We start from the raw sequence: 17,004 nt of genomic DNA, 5'->3' as shown, positions 1-17,004 counted from the left end.
TGCTATTCAACTGTAAACTCTTTCTTAAACGACTCCAGAATTCTTCCGCCTTTGTAAAAATAGCGGCTGTAATAAGGTTCGTTTAGGTTGCTAATAACCACCCCACGAGAACTAGATGCGTGTGCAAACCTGTTATCGCCTAGGTAAATGCCAATATGCGAAATACTTTTGCTCTTAATTTTAAAGAAAACCAAATCGCCTTCTTTTAAATCGTCTTTCGATAAAGGATCTACCATGCTAAAGATATCTCTCGAATTTCTTCTAATGGTGGTATTAAAAACTTTATCGTAAATAGCTTTCGTAAATGCAGAGCAATCGATGCCTCTTTTTGTATTTCCACCGTAGCTATATGGTGTTCCAATCCACTCGTAAACAAATTTGTATAACTTCAAGTTAGAAGTTGCATCTACTGCAACACCCATAACCTGCGAAAAATATTGTGAAGCTAAGTTGTCGGGATCGTTTAATTCTTTACCAGATTCTTTTGTTTTTGTTTGCGCAAATGCGGCAGAGAGCGTGCAAATAGCGATTAGTGATGAAAACAAAAATTTTTTAATCATGTTATACAGTTATGTTTGGGTATTCACTTACACAGTAACGTAAACCACATGGGCTTATTGTTGGTTGCCAAAAGTATTAATTATACAAATGTTATCCAAATGTTAATGGTTAAAAAGTTTAAGTTATTAACATTTTAACGTTTCTGGCTTTGAGTTAAACGCAATTTTTTCTTTTAAATGATGTAGAAAAGCAGTACCTGTACATTATCGGTTCCGAAAGCCCTGTCATCCATTACAATCTTTTTTTTTGCCTTTTCGCTATTCCCAACCCTCAAAAAAAATATTTTCATTGCTACCAGGTTTATCTTACTTAGGTTAACCCTACTAGGTTAAGCCCGACAGCAGCAATTATACTTTTTTGTAGCAGAAATGTTGAAAATTAGATCGTTACCTGCTGGTTAAGCTGTATATTTTCTTGCTTGCAGTAAAAATAATAAAAAAGATAATGCGTATGGCGGGACTACCATAGCCTAAGAACCATTGGTTTTGCCTTTCAAATAAAAATATAAAAATTATGGTTTTAAGGCATTTGGCAGAATTAAATTTTACTATTAAATAAAACCAATTGGTTGCTGGGCTGTAGTTTTAAAGGATGCTAAAATCTCCGATTTAGACGATGGCAGACAATTCTTTGCAGATGAAATGTAAAAGCACTGTTAAATATGCTTGCATGACAAATTACGTGATGTTTTTACATTCAAAAGTGCCAAAAATTACAATAAAAAAATTAGATTTGCTGTCGCAAAAAAACAAATACCATAAAATGAGTGCAGTAGAAATAAATAAAGATACCTGGTTAAAGTGGTTCGAGTCGATGTTGCTGATGCGCAAATTCGAAGAAAAAACTGGCCAGTTATACGGACAACAAAAAAATCGTGGCTTTTGTCATTTATACATTGGACAAGAAGCTGTAGTTGCAGGCGCAATATCTGCTATGCAAAAAGGCGATTCGATGATTACTACTTACCGTGATCATGCGCATGCTTTGGCTTTAGGTGTTAGTGCTGATAGCATTATGGCCGAAATGTATGGTAAGGCTACGGGTTGCTCTAAAGGTAAAGGTGGTTCTATGCACATGTTTAGCAAAGAACATAACTTTTATGGTGGCCATGCAATTGTTGGCGGACAGATTCCGCTAGGTGCTGGTGTTGCTTTTGCAGAGAAATACAAAGGAACAGATAACGTTAACATTTGTTACATGGGCGATGGTGCTGTACGCCAGGGTGCATTAAACGAAACATTTAACATGGCTATGTTGTGGAAATTGCCTGTAATTTTTGTTTGCGAAAACAATGGTTATGCTATGGGTACTTCGGTACAACGTACCACTAACATGACAGATATTTACAAAATTGGTTTAGGTTTCGATATGCCTTGTGCGCCAGTAGATGGTATGGACCCAGTTGCGGTACATAACGCCATGGACGAAGCAATACAACGTGCCCGTAAAGGTGAAGGACCTACGTTCTTAGAAATGAGAACTTACCGTTACCGTGGACACTCGATGAGTGACCCTGCAAAATACCGTACTAAAGAAGAGTTGGAAGATTATAAAGCGAAAGATCCGGTTGAGTTGGCAAAAGAAACTATCTTGAAAGAGAAGTATGCAGACCAGGCTTGGATTGAAGAGGTAGAGGCTAAAGTTAAGGCTACGGTAGATCAGGCTGTGAAGTTTGCTGAAGAGTCGCCATGGCCAGATGCATCTGAACTGTACAAAGATGTGTACATGACAGAGAACTACCCTTACGTAATGGACTAATATTTTAAAAGATTTCAATTAATTAGATATAATGGCTGATGTAATTAAAATGCCTAAAATGAGCGACACCATGACCGAAGGGGTTTTGGCGAAGTGGCACAAAAAAGTAGGCGATAAAGTGAAAAGCGGCGATGTTTTGGCAGAAGTAGAAACTGACAAGGCAACGATGGATATGGAATCTTACTGGGATGGTACCATTTTATATATTGGTGTAGAAGAAGGACAAGCTGTACCAGTTGACGCTGTAATGGCTGTTATTGGTAAAGAAGGTGAAGATTACAAAGCAGCATTGGAGGCAGAAAAAGGCGGTGAGGCACCAAAAGCCGAAGCTACTGAAGCCCCTAAAGCGGAAGATAAAAAGGAAGATGCTGCACCTACACAAGGTGGCGGCTTAAGCGAAGAGGAATTAGCTGCTAAAGGTGTTACGGTAATTCGTATGCCATTGCTTAGCGATACCATGACCGAAGGCGTAATTGCCGAATGGCATAAAAAAGTAGGCGATAAAGTTAAGGACGATGATGTTTTAGCTGACGTAGAAACCGATAAGGCAACTATGGAGGTTATGGGTTACGCAACCGGAACGTTATTGCACATTGGTGTAGAGAAAGGGCAGGCCGCAAAAGTTAATGGCATTATTGCTATTGTTGGTCCGGAAGGAACAGATGTTAGTGGTATTTTAGCAGGTGGTTCTGCACCAAAAGCTGAAAGCGAGAAGCCTAAAGCTGAAAGTGAAGATGCGCCTAAAACAAGTGCCGATGCAAGTTCAACTGCACCTGTTGCAGAAGGCTCGTCTGATAGTCGGGTTAAAGCTTCGCCTTTGGCTAAGAAAATAGCGAAAGATAAAGGAATTGATTTATCTCAGGTGTCAGGTAGTGCTGAAGGTGGTCGTATCATTAAGAAAGATATCGAAAACTTTAAGCCAGCTGCACAAGCAGAAGGCGGAAAACCTCAAACAGAAAGTGCATCTATAGAGAAAACTACTGCAGCGCCGGTTATTCCAACATTTGTTGGCGAAGTAAAATATACTGAACAGCCAGTTTCGCAAATGCGTAAAGTAATTGCTAAACGTTTGGCAGAAAGCTTATTTACGGCACCGCACTTTTATTTAACGGTGAGCATCGACATGGATAATGCAATGGCTGCCCGTACGGCAATTAATGCGGTAGCTCCTGTTAAGGTTTCTTTCAACGATATTGTAATTAAAGCGGTTGCCGTAGCGTTGAAAAAACATCCTGCTGTTAACTCATCATGGGGTGGCGATAAAATTCGTTTCAACGAACATACGAACATTGGTGTGGCAATGGCTGTTGAAGATGGTTTATTGGTTCCTGTGGTTCGTTTCGCCGATGGCAAATCTTTATCGCACATTTCTGCTGAGGTAAAAGATTTCGGTGGTAAGGCAAAAGCTAAAAAATTACAGCCTGCAGATTGGGAAGGTTCTACCTTTACTGTGTCTAACCTTGGTATGTTTGGTATCGATGAGTTCACGTCGATCATTAATTCTCCAGACGGTGCGATTCTATCTGTCGGTGCTATACAACAGGTTCCGGTGGTTAAAAACGGGGCAGTTGTTCCAGGTAACGTTATGAAACTAACGCTAGGCTGCGATCACCGTGTGGTTGATGGCGCTACTGGTGCTCAGTTCTTGCAAACCCTTAAAGGCTTGTTGGAAGAGCCAATAAGATTGTTGGCATAAACTCATTCCTGTATAATAGGATTATAATACAGAAGCCATTCCTTTAAAAGGGAGTGGCTTTCTTGGTTTAAGCCAGTTTAGGTTTTTATTAGCTTAGCGAAGCTGATGGTTGATGTTGACTATTTGTTGTAGCTAAATTTTATTAACCTTACGATGAATACTTGCTTTGATGTCGACGGTATTGAAATTCACAAGTAAGCCTAATTTTAGTCCGGAAAGTTTTAGATAAGTTAAGACTTGTTTATGGTGCACGGGAGCCAGGTTTTCTACAGATTTTATCTCTACAATAACCAATTTGTTAATAAGTAGGTCGAGCTTATATCCTGCATCAAGTTCTACATCGTCGAAAAATATTGGTAAAGTAACCTGTCTTTCTACCTGTAAACCACTCTCTGTTAATAAGTATGCTAATACTGCTTCGTAGGCAGACTCTAAAAGCCCAGGGCCGAGTGCATTGTAGGCAGTAAAGATTGCACCCCTAATCCGGTAAGAAATGTCGTTTTCATCCATCGCAAGTTTTTTTTGATTTTACAGAAGGACGATAGCACTAATCTAATAATTTTAATCCGAAATAATTGACTAGCTGAGCGTGTTTTGTAGTTTAAGGGTAATTTCAAAGATAAAGGTATTGGTAATGGTGCATTGTTTCTGTGTTAATCTATGAGGTTTGTTGAAGAATGATATTGTTATATTTTCTCCCACAGATGAGCGCTGATTTCACAGATAAAGGTCTTTGGTATTGGAACATTATTACCGCGTTAGTCTATGAGATTTGTTCAAGAATGACATTGGTATATTTTCTTCCGCAGATGATCGCTGATTTCGCAGATAGGTTTTATTATTTGCGCATTGTTTCTGCGTTAATCTGTGAGATCAGCGGGAGAATGCTTAAGTAATATTTTCCCCATAGATGAGCGCTGATTTCACAGATAGGTTTTATTATTTGCGCATTGTTTCTGCATTAATCTGTGAGATCAGCGGGAGAATGCTTAAGTAATATTTTCCCCATAGATGAGCGCTGATTTCACAGATAAAGGTCTTTGGTATTGGAACATTATTACCGCGTTAGTCTATGAGATTTGTTCAAGAATGACATTGGTATATTTTCTCCCGCAGATGATCGCTGATTTCGCAGATAGGTTTTATTATTTGCGCATTGTTTCTGCGTTAATCTATGAGATCAGCGGGAGAACGCTTAAGTAATATTTTCCCCCACAGATGAGCGCTGATTTCACAGATAGGTTTTATTATTTGCGCATTGTTTCTGCGTTAATCTATGAGATCAGCGGGAGAACGCTTAAGTAATATTTTCCCCCACAGATGAGCGCTGATTTCGCTGATAGGATTTATTATTTGTCGCATTGTTTCTGCGTTAATCTGTGAGATCAGCGGGAGAATGCTTAAGTAATATTTTCCCCATAGATGAGCACTGATTTCACAGATAAAGGTCTTGGGTATTGGAACATTATTACCGCGTTAATCTATGAGATCAGCGGGAGAATGTCCGATTAAAATTGTCTTCAGCAGATGAGCGCTGATTTCGCTGATAGTTTCTAGTATTTATCACATTAAATCCATGACATTCTTTGTCAGCCAGGCCCACAAAACATCTCATCAAAAACCTAAAGTCCTTTAAGTTGTTATTCCTTAAATCCATAATATCATGAATAAAGACAAATTAATACAAGAAGCTTACCTTGTTGCACATAAAATTGAAGAAAACGGGAACTTTCCGAACAACCCAGATTTGCCACTAATGATTTATAAAGGTGCTTTTTTGATCCATCCTGATGATACTTCAGAAGCGATCAAAAAAGTATTTGCGCAAAACGGATATACCAATGCTTGGGAAGATGGTATTTTTGACTATCATCATTACCATAGCAATACGCATGAGGTTATGGGGGTCTTCTGCGGAAAGGCAGATGTTCAGTTCGGGGGCGAACATGGCGTATGCATAGCATTAGATAAGGGCGATGTTGTGGTTATCCCTGCAGGTGTCGCACACATGCAATTAAATTCTTCTGAAGACTTCACTGTTGTAGGCGCATATCCGAATGGAATTGAATATAACATTAGATATGGCAAGGCAGATGAGCGCCCACAGGTAGATGAAGAAATTCAAGCGGTTGCCAACCCTGATAACGACCCAGTGTACGGAAGCAAAGGACATCTGTTTGAATGTTGGTTCAAGCAAAATTGCGCAAATGTTTAAAACTCTTTCCCAATAACCATCTAAAATTCTTTAATTTTCGGGTTTTAAACACACTATCCTTAATATTAATGAATTTTAGATCTATCTGTTCAACATTAGCCCTCTCCACCATCCTTTTTGTTGCTTGTAACAGCAAAAAATCTCCAGAAAAACAAGCAGCAGATGCGAAAATTCGTGTTAAAGAGGATGACAAGGCAGACAGCTTGCTAATTGCCTATAACCCTGCTAAGGGCGATAAATGGATTGCTGATTTCGTTCAGAACTTGCACAAAAAGTATGGTTTTAATGGTAACATGTTGGTTGCGAAAGACGGGAAAATCCTCTATGAAAAGGCAATAGGATGGGCAGATTATTTGCATAAGGATAGCTTAAAAATTAGTTCCGAATTTGAATTGGCATCCATCACAAAGACATTTACAGGCACAGCCATCATGCAACTGGTTGAAGCAGGTAAAATCTCCCTTAATGATAACGTTAAGAAGTTCTTCCCCAATTTTCCCTACGAAGGCATCACCATAAAATTATTGCTGAGCCACAGAAGTGGGATGATGAACTACGTATATTTCATCGACGACATCTGGCGTAAAGAGAAACGAAGCATGAAGAAGGGCGTTACAAACCAGGAGGTGATGAATATCATTGCAGAACGAAAACCTAATCCATACGTAAAACCAGATAATCGTTTCCATTATAACAACTCTAATTTTATGGTATTGGGAGCCATTATAGAAAAAGTTACCGGACAGCGGTATTCTCAGTATATGATGGAACACATTTTTAAACCTGCAGGCATGAAAAACACCCATGTGTACAGTACCACTGAATACGAAAAAGTGCCGGTAGATGTAGTTGGACACGACCGCACCTGGCGTTATTCCGTTGCACAAAACTTTTTAGATGGACCCGTGGGCGATAAAGGTATTTACAGTACCATACACGATTTGGTTTTGTATGATAAATACCTTAAAAATGGCAGGCTAATCAGCAAAAAAAGTAGCGACTCATCTTATGTAGGTAGAAACAAGCCCGTTAATGGTCATTTTAATTATGGTTATGGCTGGCGTATGTTCGATGGTGAGAAGATGGATAAAGTTGTATACCATACTGGTTGGTGGCACGGTTTCCGCCATATCTACGTAAGGGATTTAGATAAAAATATCATTGTTATTTTTTTAGGGAACCTAACCAATGGGAGTTTAATGCATTTAGATGAGCTCTATAAACATTTAAATATGCCAGTTATTCGTAAAGGCGCATACCATGGCAATGGTAGCCTGCCTGGAAGTGATGAAGATTAATTGTCAAAAATGACGATTTCGAAAAACAATTAGTGGTAAATTCGTTTTATAATAAAAACACAACTTATGTTCGATAAATTATTCGCGGCACAACAAAAGGCCGAAGAAATTAAAAAGCGCTTAGATACAATTTCTGTTTATGGCGAGGTTGAAAACGGCGCTATTAAAGTTACAGCTACCGCAAATAAAGCGATTACCGCAATTTCTATTGATGAAGCGTTTTTGCAAGATGCCGATAAGGAGGCTTTAGAAGAGTTATTACTTACGGCAGTAAATAAAGCCTTGGCTAATGCTGAAGAAGTAAGTGCTGGCGAAATGCAGGCATCTGCCAAAGATATGTTAGGTGGCTTAGGCGGAATGTTCGGTCAATAATATATTAAACTTAACTGTTAATCAATTACAATCCAATAAAGATGAAATTTACATATTACGGGCAATCTTGCTTTCTTATAGAGGCTGATGGAAAAAAGTTTCTTTTTGATCCATTTATCAAACCCAATCCGCTGGCTAAAGATATAGACACCACGAAAATTGAGGCCGATTATATTTTGGTTAGTCATGGGCACGGAGATCACGTTGCCGACTTAGCAGAACTTGCCAAACAAACTGGCGCAGAAGTAATTGCCATGGTCGAAGTGGCAAAGTGGATCAAGGAACAAGGTGTTGAGAAGGTTACTGATATCAACTTTGGTGTTCAGCAGCTGTCTTTTGGGAAGCTGCGTACGGTTTGGGCAGTGCATAGCAGTTCTAATCCTGATGGAAGTTATGGTGGCAATCCTGCTGGATTCGTGATGGAATTAGCGGGTAAACAAGTCTATATTGCTGGAGATACTGCGTTAACTGTAGAAATGAAGCTTCTAGCCGAACTGTATAATTTGGATTATGCCATTTTACCAATCGGCGGGCATTATACTATGGATGTAACCGATGCGGTGATTGCTGCAAAATACGTTGAGTGTAAACATGTTATTGGTGTGCATTATGATACCTTTCCGCCTATTAGCATCGATAAAGATGATGCCGTAGCTAAATTTAAACGCGAAAACCGCACCTTATTGTTACCTGCCATTGGTGAGACAATTAGCTTGTAAATAAAAAAAGGGCCTCGAGTATTTCATTCGAGACCCTTCAACTATAAACCTAAAACTAATTCTTTTTAGCAGCAGTTTTGTTGGCTTTGTACCTCATATCTGCTGTTCCGTCTTTTTTGGTTGGGCCAGCAACCTTTGTTACTGCTTTAGTTTTGTTCTCTTTAAAACGCATATCTGGCGTACCATCAGCTTTAACTTTGGTAGCTGTTGTAGTGGTTTTTGTGTCAACTTTCTTTGCTTCTTTTTTCATTCCTGCCTTAACAGGAGCAACGGTTGTTTTAACTTCTTTTTTAGTAACTTTTTTTGCAGTACCAGATGTAGCAGGAGTTTGCGCAAATGTAGTGGTTAAACCTAATGCGGCGATTGCGAATAAACTTAATAACTTTTTCATACTCATTTAATTTTTAACTCGTTTAATTTGTTGATATAAAATTGGTTAATCGAAATGAAGTTTTTATGAAGATAATTAAATTTTAAAATTAATGTGCCGCCAACCAGTTCTCTCCTTCACCAATTTCTACAATAATTGGAACAGTTAGTTTAATGGCATTCGTCATCTTATCTTTTATAATGGCTTTCATAATCTCTTTCTCACTTATTAAAACATCAAATACCAACTCATCATGCACTTGCATGGTCATGGTAGACTGAAGCTTGTTGGCTTTCATCTCCTTATGAATGTTAATCATAGCAATTTTAATCATATCTGCTGCAGATCCTTGGATAGGGGCGTTTATGGCATTTCGTTCGGCAAAGCCACGTACGGTTTGGTTCGCAGAATTAATATCTCGCAAATAACGTCTTCTACCCATAATCGTCTCAACAAAGCCATTTTCGCGGGCAAAGTTCATTGTTTCGCTCATATATCGCTTAATGCCAGGGTATTGCGTAAAGTACTGCTCAATGATGTCGGCAGCTTCCTTCCGGGGAATGCCCAGGTTTTGAGATAAGCCAAAAGCCGATTGACCATAGATAATACCAAAGTTGACGGCTTTCGCATTTCTCCTCTGTGTGCCATCTACCTCCTCTATGCCTACACCATAAACTTTAGCTGCTGTTGCCGTGTGGATATCTATCCCTTTGTTAAAAGCATCGAGCATGTTTTCCTCTTTACTTATTTCTGCAATAATGCGTAGCTCAATTTGAGAGTAATCGGCAGATAATAAAATATGGTTTTCGTCCCTAGGAATAAATGCCTTTCTTACCTCGCGGCCACGCTCCGTGCGGATAGGTATATTTTGCAGATTTGGATTGTTAGAGCTAAGTCTGCCCGTGGCTGCAACTGCCTGATTATACGACGTATGTACCCTGCCGGTTTTGGCATTAACCATTAATGGCAAGGCATCTACATAGGTAGATTTCAATTTCTGTAGTTGCCTAAAATCTAGTATATCTTGTACAATATCGCTTTTGCTTGCCAGAGCCGTTAATACATCTTCGCCTGTTTGGTATTGCCCGGTTTTTGTTTTTTTTGCTTTTGGATCTAATTGAAGCTTATCAAAAAGTACTTCTCCAAGCTGTTTTGGCGAGGCAAGATTAAATGTCACCCCAGCCTTATCGTAAACGCTTTGTTCTGCTTTCCTGATTTCGATTTCCAGCTCGGCAGAATAGGTCTTTAGCGTGTCCATATCAATTCTAACGCCCTCCTTCTCAATGTCAGCCAAAACATAAACCAATGGATTTTCTATTTCAGCTGCAAGTTTTGCTGCATTAAGTTCCTTAAGTTTTGGTTCGAAAATGTGCGCCAGTTGTAGCGTTACATCGGCATCTTCCGCAGCATAATCTACAACGTCTTCAACAGCAACGTCTCTCATAGTGCCCTGATTTTTGCCTTTAGCGCCAATCAGTTTGGTAATTGAAATAGGCGAGTATCCGAGATAGTTTTCGGCTAGTACATCCATTCCGTGGCGGGTGTCAGGATCGATTAAATAGTGTGCAAGCATGGTATCGAAAAGTTTGCCCTTCACTTGTACATCATACCATTTTAACACTAAGATATCATATTTTGTATTTTGTCCAATCTTCTCAATTTTCTCATTTTCTAATACCACACGAAACTCGTCTACAATGGCTTGTGCGGCCTCCCGGTCTGCCGGAACCGGAATGTAAAAAGCAACACCAGGTTTAATTGAAAATGAGAGTCCAACCAATTCTGCCACATTCGCATCGGTACCCGTAGTTTCAGTATCGAAAGAAATTCTGGGCTCAGCCAATAATTGCGCAATGAGTGTCGCTCTCTTTTCTGCTGTATCTATCAGTTGATAGTCGTGAGCGGTATTTTCTATAGTTTTCGGTGGTAATTTTTCGGCTGGTTCTTCTTCTAACGTATTGGTATACTGGATAGCCTCTCCCGGATGATTCCCAAACAAATCTGTTTGCGTGCCTTCCTGAAACTTTGCGGTAGTAACCGAGAACTCATCGCCGAAAACCCTGCGTCCTAAAGTTCTAAACTCTAATTCTGTAAATAATGGCTCCAATAAATCGCGACTAGGATCACAAATCTCTAATGTTTCCTCATCTAGTTCTACAGGTACATCAAGCAAAATTGTTGCTAACTTTTTCGAAAGCAAACCCTGTTCTGCGAAATTTTCTACGTTCTCACGCTGTTTTCCTTTTAGCTCATGCGCATTGGCGATGATGTTTTCCATCGACCCATATTGTTTGATCAATGATTTAGCTGTTTTCTCTCCAATTCCAGGGATACCGGGTATATTGTCTACTGCATCACCCCATAGGCCTAAAATATCAATCACCTGGTTTACATTCGCAATATCCCACTTTGTTAAAACTTCTTTCACCCCAAGGATTTCCATGTCATTACCCATTCGTGCAGGTTTATAAATGAAAATATTTTCTGAAACCAATTGAGCAAAATCCTTGTCGGGCGTCATGCAAAAAACCTGATACCCTTTTTGTTCGGCCTTTTTTGCCAATGTACCAATGATATCGTCAGCTTCGTAACCATCAGATGTAATTACAGGAATATTGAAACCGGTGATGAGTTTGATAACGTACGGCATAGCAGCTGCCAAATCTTCGGGCATGGCTTGTCGCTGCGCTTTGTATGCCTCGAAAGTGGTATGCCGTTCAGTTGGTGCTTCTGTATCAAAAACAACAGCCATGTGGGTAGGTTTTTCTTTCTTCATCACATCTAATAAGGTATTTGTAAAACCCATCACTGCCGATGTATTTATCCCGGTTGAGGTGAAACGAGGATTTTTACTTAACGCGAAGTGTGCCCTATACATTAGCGCCATTCCGTCTAAAAGAAAGAGTTTCTTATTCATGTGATTACACAGATTTATTGATGATGGAGGTGATATTATTTACCAGCTGATAAAAGTAACCAAAGTTACCCATAACGTTAAAAGGCTTTTTCAACAAAAAATTTATTTAGTAATTGATTTAACATATTTTTAGCATCATCTACTAAAAACGCTTATGAAAATTATTTTTACACTTGCCATTTGCCTTACAATTAGTATTGTAAAAGCTCAACTTCCTTCAGATAGTTTAATGGCCTTAATTACCTTATCGAACATCAAAGGCATAAAAAAAGGTTATGGAACTGCTGTAGATCAGCCTATCGGATCTGGCGCCTTTGCTAATCTCGCAGATATGGCCAACGTAAGAACTAAAATAGCAAAATTTGAGAACAGTTTTCGGTGGCCAAATGGTGCTACTATAGATTTTTCGAGCAGGGTTAGCACAGGAGGCAAGAATGGAATTGTAGACTGCTACACACTGACTAATCCCGACACAAAGCAAGTAATAAAGCTTTTTGTAGATCCATACCACACCGATTCTGTTTTTTACATTCCTGAAGGATTAATTTTAGTAACGAAAGCGATTTATGCCAATGAGATCGCCCCGCATCTGGCAAATATTGATGTAATCGATGCTGCAGACGATCCTTCTACCACGGAAACATCGAGAATGAATGCATTGACTCAATACTTATCACTAAAGGTGGGTATTGCTGCCTTGATTGATCGAGAAAAACTAATTAAAATAATGACGGATACCCAAGCTGATCAGGATTTGAAAAACCATCTGCTTTCCTCTTTTGTAGTACACAGGTTTTATGCTTTAGGAAAAAATATCTCTAATAGTAAAGCCTATGCGTTATTAAAGATGAAGGCCGACTTTGCTAAATTTCAGAAAAATCATCCTGATGTTAACGCCGGGAATATTAAAATTAACCTAAACTAGCAAGAACTAAGGTTTTGTTGCGTTATTTGTTGTAAGTAAAAATAATAATGAAAATTTCTCTTCTAATTTTTCTATTTCTATTCTCTAGCAAGTTGATTGTTGCACAAGATTTTATTGTTAAAAACAACGATGATGTTATTCGTGGAACGATTAAGGGCACAGACTACTTCTCTGTATTTATCAGTGCCAATGACGAAACCGATGTAATACTGCAAGCAAAAGATGTAAAGAATTTCTTTTGGAATGGGAACAGTTACTTAAGTAAAGGCTTTGCGAAGGGTAAGAATTTCGAATATCGCTTTGTTAAAGTGCTGGAAATGGGTGCGGTGAATTTATATGCTTTTGGTGGTGGCACATTAATGCCGCCTGTAAAAGAAAAAAAGGTGAAGTTTCGGCCATCTATAGGCATTGGTACCGGAACCGGCGGCTTTGGAGGAATGGGCATGGGCGGTGGAATTAGCATTGGTGGCGGACGAAATACGGGTGCTGAACAGCCAGTTGGCGCTCCTGCCGTGAGGTACTTTATAGAAAAGCCAGGTACCGGACCCTTACAGGAAATTCCCATAAAAGCCATAACGGCCGAAGATAAAAAAGAAACGGTTAAATCTATCTTGATGCAAAAAATGAATGATCAACCTGCAATAAAGGCAAAACTTGAAACATCAACGGCTTTCGATACCAAAGATGTTATTGCCCTAGTGCAAGCATACAACGAAGTGAAAAAGTGAATTAAGTCTTCACCTTGCACAGCAGTTTATTAAATGATCGTTAACCATTCCGGTAGCTTGCATGTGGGCATAGCAAATTGTAGTGCCGAAAAATTTAAAGCCTTTTTTCTTCATTACTTTACTTATTTCATCAGAAATTTCAGTCCTTGCCGGAACATCAGCCATACTTTTAACCGGGTTTAAAAGTGGTTTGCCACCTGGCATAAAGCCCCAAATAAATTTAGAGAAAGAGCCATACTCTTGCTGTATCTCTATAAATAATTTTGCATTGGTAATCGCACCATTGATCTTCAGCTTATTTCTGATGATGCCCGCATCATTCAACAAACGCTCTATATCCCGCTCATCGAAAGCAGCTACTTTTTCAACATCAAAATCCGCAAATGCCTTGCGGTAGTTTTCCCGTCTTCGTAAAATGGTAATCCAGCTTAAACCCGCCTGAGCGCCTTCCAATATCAAAAACTCAAATAAAGTCTTATCATCGTAAACAGGTTTTCCCCATTCTTCATCGTGGTATTGAATGTACAGTGGGTCGGAACCAGCCCAATGGCATCTCATAGTTTTGTTTTCAGCTTCTTTATTTTCCATTTGGTTTTGCCTCTTTTTAAATCTGGGGTGTAATGTATTTTCAAATCTACTATTATTGGCTATTAAGAATTCTGAATCTCAAACTTTGTATTTTCAAAGTTTCCATTCTCTAAATCTTGCATCGTTATTCCAAAATATATCCCGCCAGTTGCCCCGAATCTATTGAACTCTGGGTTTTCATCTAACATATCCACTTGGAGTAAAAGAACAATTTCCTTTTTGTTAAGATGACTTTGGTTTACCCACGAACGACTTACATCACCTTGAACTGCATTGGCATTACCTAAAATTTGATGTCCAACGTCCTGATTAGCGCCAGTTATTTCACAAATTAATTCGTTTGCTTCAAAAAGTAGATTTTCATCTTCATCACCAAAACCACTTTCAGCAATTTGATAGTTTTGATAAGATGGTAATGAGTAATGTTCGGTATATTCAATTATACACTCTTTGAACTTTGCTAAATCATTAAAATTTTCAGGATAGTCTTGAGTTTTTAAATTCTCGAGTTTTTCATTAAAAAACAAAACCTTATGGATTTTATCAAACGGTTCCATTTGGTAGTCGAATTGATTTGTTGAAAGGAAAAAGTATAAAATTCCTCTTTTTGGTAATTTATTCTCAATATCAAACCTTATTTCTTCTAAATTGATTTGGCCAATGAATGCAAATGGAGCACCATTTAATCTTGGCCATTGAGTTTTTTTTGGCAAATCAGGTAGTCCGCCAAATTTGGATGCACCAATTTTGATTTTTTCCGTCGCTTTTTTTGTTTTTATCGAAATAGTAGGTTTAAGTAATCCTAGAACTATATTAAAGTCAACTTCCCAATTTAACTTTTTTAATTGCGCTCTAACTTTGTCTTTTAAGGTTTTACCTCCGAAGATATTCAATTTCATATATTTAAGATTTTGAGGAATTTCTGCGGGATATTGCTACTGATAAGATAATTTATGCTGTTAAAGCAAGGTTACATCACCTTAAAGTTAACCTAAAGATAATTCATCCCAGTATTCTACAGCTCGTCTGTAATGTGGAATTACAATGCTTCCGCCTACTAAATTCGCAATCATGAAAATCTCATTCATTTCATCACTGTTTACGCCAGCATCATAGCATTTGCCTAAATGATATTTTATGCAGTCATCACAACGGAGTACCATAGATGCCACTAAACCTAACATTTCTTTAGTTTTTACATCCAATGCGCCATCAGCATACGAAGTGGTATCTAGTGCAAAGAATCGCTTGATATTCGTATTTGCTGTGTCCATGATTCTATCGTTCATTTTCTCGCGATAGCCATTAAACTCTTCCACTAACTTTCCCATTTGAAATCTTTTTTTAAATTTATTTGTTAAAACTGTAAATACATAGTTTATGAAAATTCTTTCCCCCAAATCTCATGCAGTACTCGACTATATTATTGTCATGCTGCTATTAATCTCCCCTGATCTATTCGGACTTTCGCCAGTTGCATCTACGTTAGCCTATATTCTTGGCGTGGTTCATTTTTTATTAACCATTACCACTAACTTTAGCGGCGGCATTTTCAAAATTATCAACCTTAGGCTCCACGGCTTGATTGAACTTGTTGTAAGCATTGTTCTACTTATACTTGCTTTCACCATCTTCAAAGGTAACCTGGTCGACGAAATTTTTTACGCTACAGCGAGTTTGCTCATCTTAATCGTTTTTATGATAACGGATTATAACCGAACACTCCCTGTTATTCTGTAATTTCTTCTAATGGATTCCAGAACAAATGCTTAAAATCTTGTACCTTGTCATTTTTAACCAGCACACCCTCTTTTGCCAATAATTTCTCCATCATTTCTGGTGGATCAAAATGAAATTTACCAGTAAGTAAACCACTACTGTTTACAACACGGTGTGCAGGCACGTAAGGTTGCGCCGCTCCAGCATAGCTCATGGCATGGCCCACCATTCTAGATGATTTTGCTGCACCTAAACTTTTAGCGATGGCGCCATATGAGGAAACTCTTCCCTTTGGGATAAGCCTAACCACCTCATAAACCTGTTCGTAAAAGTTTTTGTCCATTACTCAAAAGAAAACTGAATATAGTTGATATTTTTGGCGTGAAGCAAATATTTCTTCTCGTAATAAGTTTTGATTGATAAAACAGCATCAGTTAAACCAGATGTGTATAAATGACTGGTGTTTTTATGAACAGTGAGACCTAGTTCCGTAGTTTTTTCTACGGTATAAGCATATAGCTGGTCGTTATCAGTTTTCAAATTAACACAACCACCAGCTTTCAATACGATTTTGTAGCGGTTCAAAAATGCGGGAAAGGTTAACCTCTTTTTCTCTCTGCTATCTTGGGGCTGGGGGTCTGGAAATGTGATCCAGATTTCATCAATTTCTCCGTCAGAAAAATAATCGAGCATGTTTTCAATTTGAATTCTCAAAAAAGCTACATTTCCGATATGTTCATCGATGGCGGTTTTAGCCCCTCGCCAAATTCTGTTCCCTTTATAATCTACGCCTATAAAGTTTTTTTCTGGAAATAATTTTGCAAGGTTCACAGCATATTCGCCCTTTCCACAAGCCAATTCGAGTACAATAGGGTTATTGTTTTTGAAATGGTTCTTCGCCCAATTTCCCTTTAGTACCTTTCCTTCATCTAGTTGATATACGTTTGCAAAGGTTTCAATCTCCGCAAATCGTCTTAATTTATCTTTACCCAAAAGTTTTTTTGTGCAAAAATACAATTAAATCAATATGTAAGTCGTTTTGGCATCAACATTATGTTGCTGCATGGCTAATTGTTGTAATTCTTTAGCACGATTTAAATCACCTCAATAAATTCACTCATCGGGTTAAATTCAGGCT

The 17,004-nt window shown here is 38.5% G+C and carries 18 protein-coding genes; 9 read left to right on the top strand and 9 right to left on the bottom strand.

Annotation, left to right across the window (positions count from 1 at the left end; all coding sequences use genetic code 11):
* Positions 1 to 2: 2 nt before the first annotated feature.
* Complete coding sequence (locus tag OQ268_RS03210; RefSeq protein WP_265854624.1) at positions 3 to 560, bottom strand: C40 family peptidase; 558 nt, start codon at positions 558 to 560, stop codon at positions 3 to 5.
* Between the two features lie 763 nt (positions 561 to 1,323).
* On the opposite strand from OQ268_RS03210, the gene pdhA reads away from it, so the two are divergent.
* Together pdhA and OQ268_RS03200 are read left to right on the top strand one after the other, a co-directional pair.
* Positions 1,324 to 2,319, top strand: a complete 996-nt coding sequence (pdhA, locus tag OQ268_RS03205) for a pyruvate dehydrogenase (acetyl-transferring) E1 component subunit alpha (protein ID WP_265854623.1) — start codon at positions 1,324 to 1,326, stop codon at positions 2,317 to 2,319.
* A gap of 31 nt (positions 2,320 to 2,350) precedes the next feature.
* On the top strand, positions 2,351 to 4,015 hold the full coding sequence (locus OQ268_RS03200) for a pyruvate dehydrogenase complex dihydrolipoamide acetyltransferase (protein ID WP_265854622.1): 1,665 nt from the start codon (positions 2,351 to 2,353) through the stop codon (positions 4,013 to 4,015).
* Positions 4,016 to 4,147: 132 nt separating this feature from the next.
* Here the strand turns inward: OQ268_RS03200 and OQ268_RS03195 are convergent, their stop codons facing one another.
* A complete protein-coding gene (locus tag OQ268_RS03195; RefSeq protein ID WP_265854621.1) occupies positions 4,148 to 4,525 on the bottom strand; it encodes a GxxExxY protein in 378 nt (125 codons plus the stop codon).
* A 1,153-nt stretch (positions 4,526 to 5,678) separates the two neighbouring features.
* Here OQ268_RS03195 and OQ268_RS03190 point away from each other — a divergent pair.
* The 4 genes from OQ268_RS03190 to OQ268_RS03175 all read left to right on the top strand — a co-directional run bounded on the left by OQ268_RS03190 (position 5,679) and on the right by OQ268_RS03175 (position 8,619).
* The gene (locus OQ268_RS03190; RefSeq protein ID WP_265854620.1) at positions 5,679 to 6,230 is read left to right on the top strand and encodes a cupin domain-containing protein; all 552 of its coding nucleotides are present in this window, start codon (positions 5,679 to 5,681) and stop codon (positions 6,228 to 6,230) included.
* Positions 6,231 to 6,298: 68 nt separating this feature from the next.
* Positions 6,299 to 7,528 (top strand): serine hydrolase domain-containing protein, encoded by a 1,230-nt coding sequence (locus OQ268_RS03185; RefSeq protein ID WP_265854619.1) that lies wholly within the window; start codon positions 6,299 to 6,301, stop codon positions 7,526 to 7,528.
* Positions 7,529 to 7,594: 66 nt separating this feature from the next.
* Complete coding sequence (locus OQ268_RS03180; RefSeq protein WP_265854618.1) at positions 7,595 to 7,900, top strand: YbaB/EbfC family nucleoid-associated protein; 306 nt, start codon at positions 7,595 to 7,597, stop codon at positions 7,898 to 7,900.
* 41 nt (positions 7,901 to 7,941) lie between these two features.
* Positions 7,942 to 8,619 carry a metal-dependent hydrolase gene (locus OQ268_RS03175; RefSeq protein ID WP_265854617.1) on the top strand — a complete coding sequence of 226 codons (678 nt, stop codon included), beginning with the start codon at positions 7,942 to 7,944 and terminating at the stop codon, positions 8,617 to 8,619.
* A 55-nt stretch (positions 8,620 to 8,674) separates the two neighbouring features.
* Here OQ268_RS03175 and OQ268_RS03170 read toward each other — a convergent pair whose 3' ends face one another.
* Positions 8,675 to 9,010: a hypothetical protein gene (locus tag OQ268_RS03170; RefSeq protein WP_265854616.1), complete on the bottom strand. Its 336-nt coding sequence runs from the start codon at positions 9,008 to 9,010 to the stop codon at positions 8,675 to 8,677.
* A gap of 88 nt (positions 9,011 to 9,098) precedes the next feature.
* Complete coding sequence (polA, locus tag OQ268_RS03165) at positions 9,099 to 11,906, bottom strand: DNA polymerase I (protein WP_265854615.1); 2,808 nt, start codon at positions 11,904 to 11,906, stop codon at positions 9,099 to 9,101.
* A 154-nt stretch (positions 11,907 to 12,060) separates the two neighbouring features.
* Here polA and OQ268_RS03160 point away from each other — a divergent pair, with 154 nt between their 5' ends.
* On the top strand, positions 12,061 to 12,831 hold the full coding sequence (locus OQ268_RS03160; protein WP_265854614.1) for a hypothetical protein: 771 nt from the start codon (positions 12,061 to 12,063) through the stop codon (positions 12,829 to 12,831).
* 47 nt (positions 12,832 to 12,878) lie between these two features.
* Complete coding sequence (locus OQ268_RS03155; protein WP_265854613.1) at positions 12,879 to 13,559, top strand: hypothetical protein; 681 nt, start codon at positions 12,879 to 12,881, stop codon at positions 13,557 to 13,559.
* Between the two features lie 9 nt (positions 13,560 to 13,568).
* Here the strand turns inward: OQ268_RS03155 and OQ268_RS03150 are convergent, their stop codons facing one another.
* The 3 genes from OQ268_RS03150 to OQ268_RS03140 form a co-directional block, all read right to left on the bottom strand.
* Complete coding sequence (locus OQ268_RS03150) at positions 13,569 to 14,147, bottom strand: DNA-3-methyladenine glycosylase I (RefSeq protein ID WP_265854612.1); 579 nt, start codon at positions 14,145 to 14,147, stop codon at positions 13,569 to 13,571.
* A 62-nt stretch (positions 14,148 to 14,209) separates the two neighbouring features.
* Positions 14,210 to 15,046: a YwqG family protein gene (locus tag OQ268_RS03145; RefSeq protein WP_265854611.1), complete on the bottom strand. Its 837-nt coding sequence runs from the start codon at positions 15,044 to 15,046 to the stop codon at positions 14,210 to 14,212.
* Between the two features lie 87 nt (positions 15,047 to 15,133).
* Entirely contained in the window at positions 15,134 to 15,478 is a 345-nt protein-coding gene (locus tag OQ268_RS03140) for a carboxymuconolactone decarboxylase family protein (RefSeq protein WP_265854610.1), read from the bottom strand.
* A 49-nt stretch (positions 15,479 to 15,527) separates the two neighbouring features.
* Between OQ268_RS03140 and OQ268_RS03135 the strand changes: the two genes are divergently transcribed.
* Positions 15,528 to 15,887 carry a hypothetical protein gene (locus OQ268_RS03135; protein ID WP_265854609.1) on the top strand — a complete coding sequence of 120 codons (360 nt, stop codon included), beginning with the start codon at positions 15,528 to 15,530 and terminating at the stop codon, positions 15,885 to 15,887.
* Here OQ268_RS03135 and OQ268_RS03130 read toward each other — a convergent pair.
* Both OQ268_RS03130 and trmB read right to left on the bottom strand, forming a co-directional pair.
* Positions 15,877 to 16,209 carry an MGMT family protein gene (locus tag OQ268_RS03130; RefSeq protein ID WP_265854608.1) on the bottom strand — a complete coding sequence of 111 codons (333 nt, stop codon included), beginning with the start codon at positions 16,207 to 16,209 and terminating at the stop codon, positions 15,877 to 15,879. The genes OQ268_RS03135 and OQ268_RS03130 overlap by 11 nt on opposite strands.
* Positions 16,209 to 16,859 (bottom strand): tRNA (guanosine(46)-N7)-methyltransferase TrmB, encoded by a 651-nt coding sequence (gene trmB, locus OQ268_RS03125; protein ID WP_265854607.1) that lies wholly within the window; start codon positions 16,857 to 16,859, stop codon positions 16,209 to 16,211. Before trmB ends, OQ268_RS03130 begins: the two co-directional genes overlap by 1 nt.
* Positions 16,860 to 17,004 lie beyond the last annotated feature (145 nt).

It is taken from the genome of Pedobacter sandarakinus (assembly GCF_026240095.1).
Lineage (GTDB): Bacteria > Bacteroidota > Bacteroidia > Sphingobacteriales > Sphingobacteriaceae > Pedobacter > Pedobacter sandarakinus.
The sequence above is the reverse complement of the archived record's forward strand: the minus strand, read 5'-3'. Positions and strand labels throughout refer to the sequence as shown.

Bases quoted from the DNA above. Each gene is read 5' to 3' on its own strand.
- OQ268_RS03155 (WP_265854613.1), top strand. From the start codon at position 12,879: ATGAAAATTTCTCTTCTAATTTTTCTATTTCTATTCTCTAGCAAGTTG.
- polA (WP_265854615.1), bottom strand. From the start codon at position 11,906: ATGAATAAGAAACTCTTTCTTTTAGACGGAATGGCGCTAATGTATAGG.
- OQ268_RS03150 (WP_265854612.1), bottom strand. From the start codon at position 14,147: ATGGAAAATAAAGAAGCTGAAAACAAAACTATGAGATGCCATTGGGCT.
- OQ268_RS03200 (WP_265854622.1), top strand. From the start codon at position 2,351: ATGGCTGATGTAATTAAAATGCCTAAAATGAGCGACACCATGACCGAA.
- OQ268_RS03175 (WP_265854617.1), top strand. From the start codon at position 7,942: ATGAAATTTACATATTACGGGCAATCTTGCTTTCTTATAGAGGCTGAT.
- OQ268_RS03180 (WP_265854618.1), top strand. From the start codon at position 7,595: ATGTTCGATAAATTATTCGCGGCACAACAAAAGGCCGAAGAAATTAAA.
- OQ268_RS03210 (WP_265854624.1), bottom strand. From the start codon at position 560: ATGATTAAAAAATTTTTGTTTTCATCACTAATCGCTATTTGCACGCTC.
- OQ268_RS03140 (WP_265854610.1), bottom strand. From the start codon at position 15,478: ATGGGAAAGTTAGTGGAAGAGTTTAATGGCTATCGCGAGAAAATGAAC.
- OQ268_RS03170 (WP_265854616.1), bottom strand. From the start codon at position 9,010: ATGAAAAAGTTATTAAGTTTATTCGCAATCGCCGCATTAGGTTTAACC.
- OQ268_RS03130 (WP_265854608.1), bottom strand. From the start codon at position 16,209: ATGGACAAAAACTTTTACGAACAGGTTTATGAGGTGGTTAGGCTTATC.
- pdhA (WP_265854623.1), top strand. From the start codon at position 1,324: ATGAGTGCAGTAGAAATAAATAAAGATACCTGGTTAAAGTGGTTCGAG.
- OQ268_RS03160 (WP_265854614.1), top strand. From the start codon at position 12,061: ATGAAAATTATTTTTACACTTGCCATTTGCCTTACAATTAGTATTGTA.
- OQ268_RS03190 (WP_265854620.1), top strand. From the start codon at position 5,679: ATGAATAAAGACAAATTAATACAAGAAGCTTACCTTGTTGCACATAAA.
- OQ268_RS03145 (WP_265854611.1), bottom strand. From the start codon at position 15,046: ATGAAATTGAATATCTTCGGAGGTAAAACCTTAAAAGACAAAGTTAGA.
- OQ268_RS03135 (WP_265854609.1), top strand. From the start codon at position 15,528: ATGAAAATTCTTTCCCCCAAATCTCATGCAGTACTCGACTATATTATT.
- OQ268_RS03195 (WP_265854621.1), bottom strand. From the start codon at position 4,525: ATGGATGAAAACGACATTTCTTACCGGATTAGGGGTGCAATCTTTACT.
- OQ268_RS03185 (WP_265854619.1), top strand. From the start codon at position 6,299: ATGAATTTTAGATCTATCTGTTCAACATTAGCCCTCTCCACCATCCTT.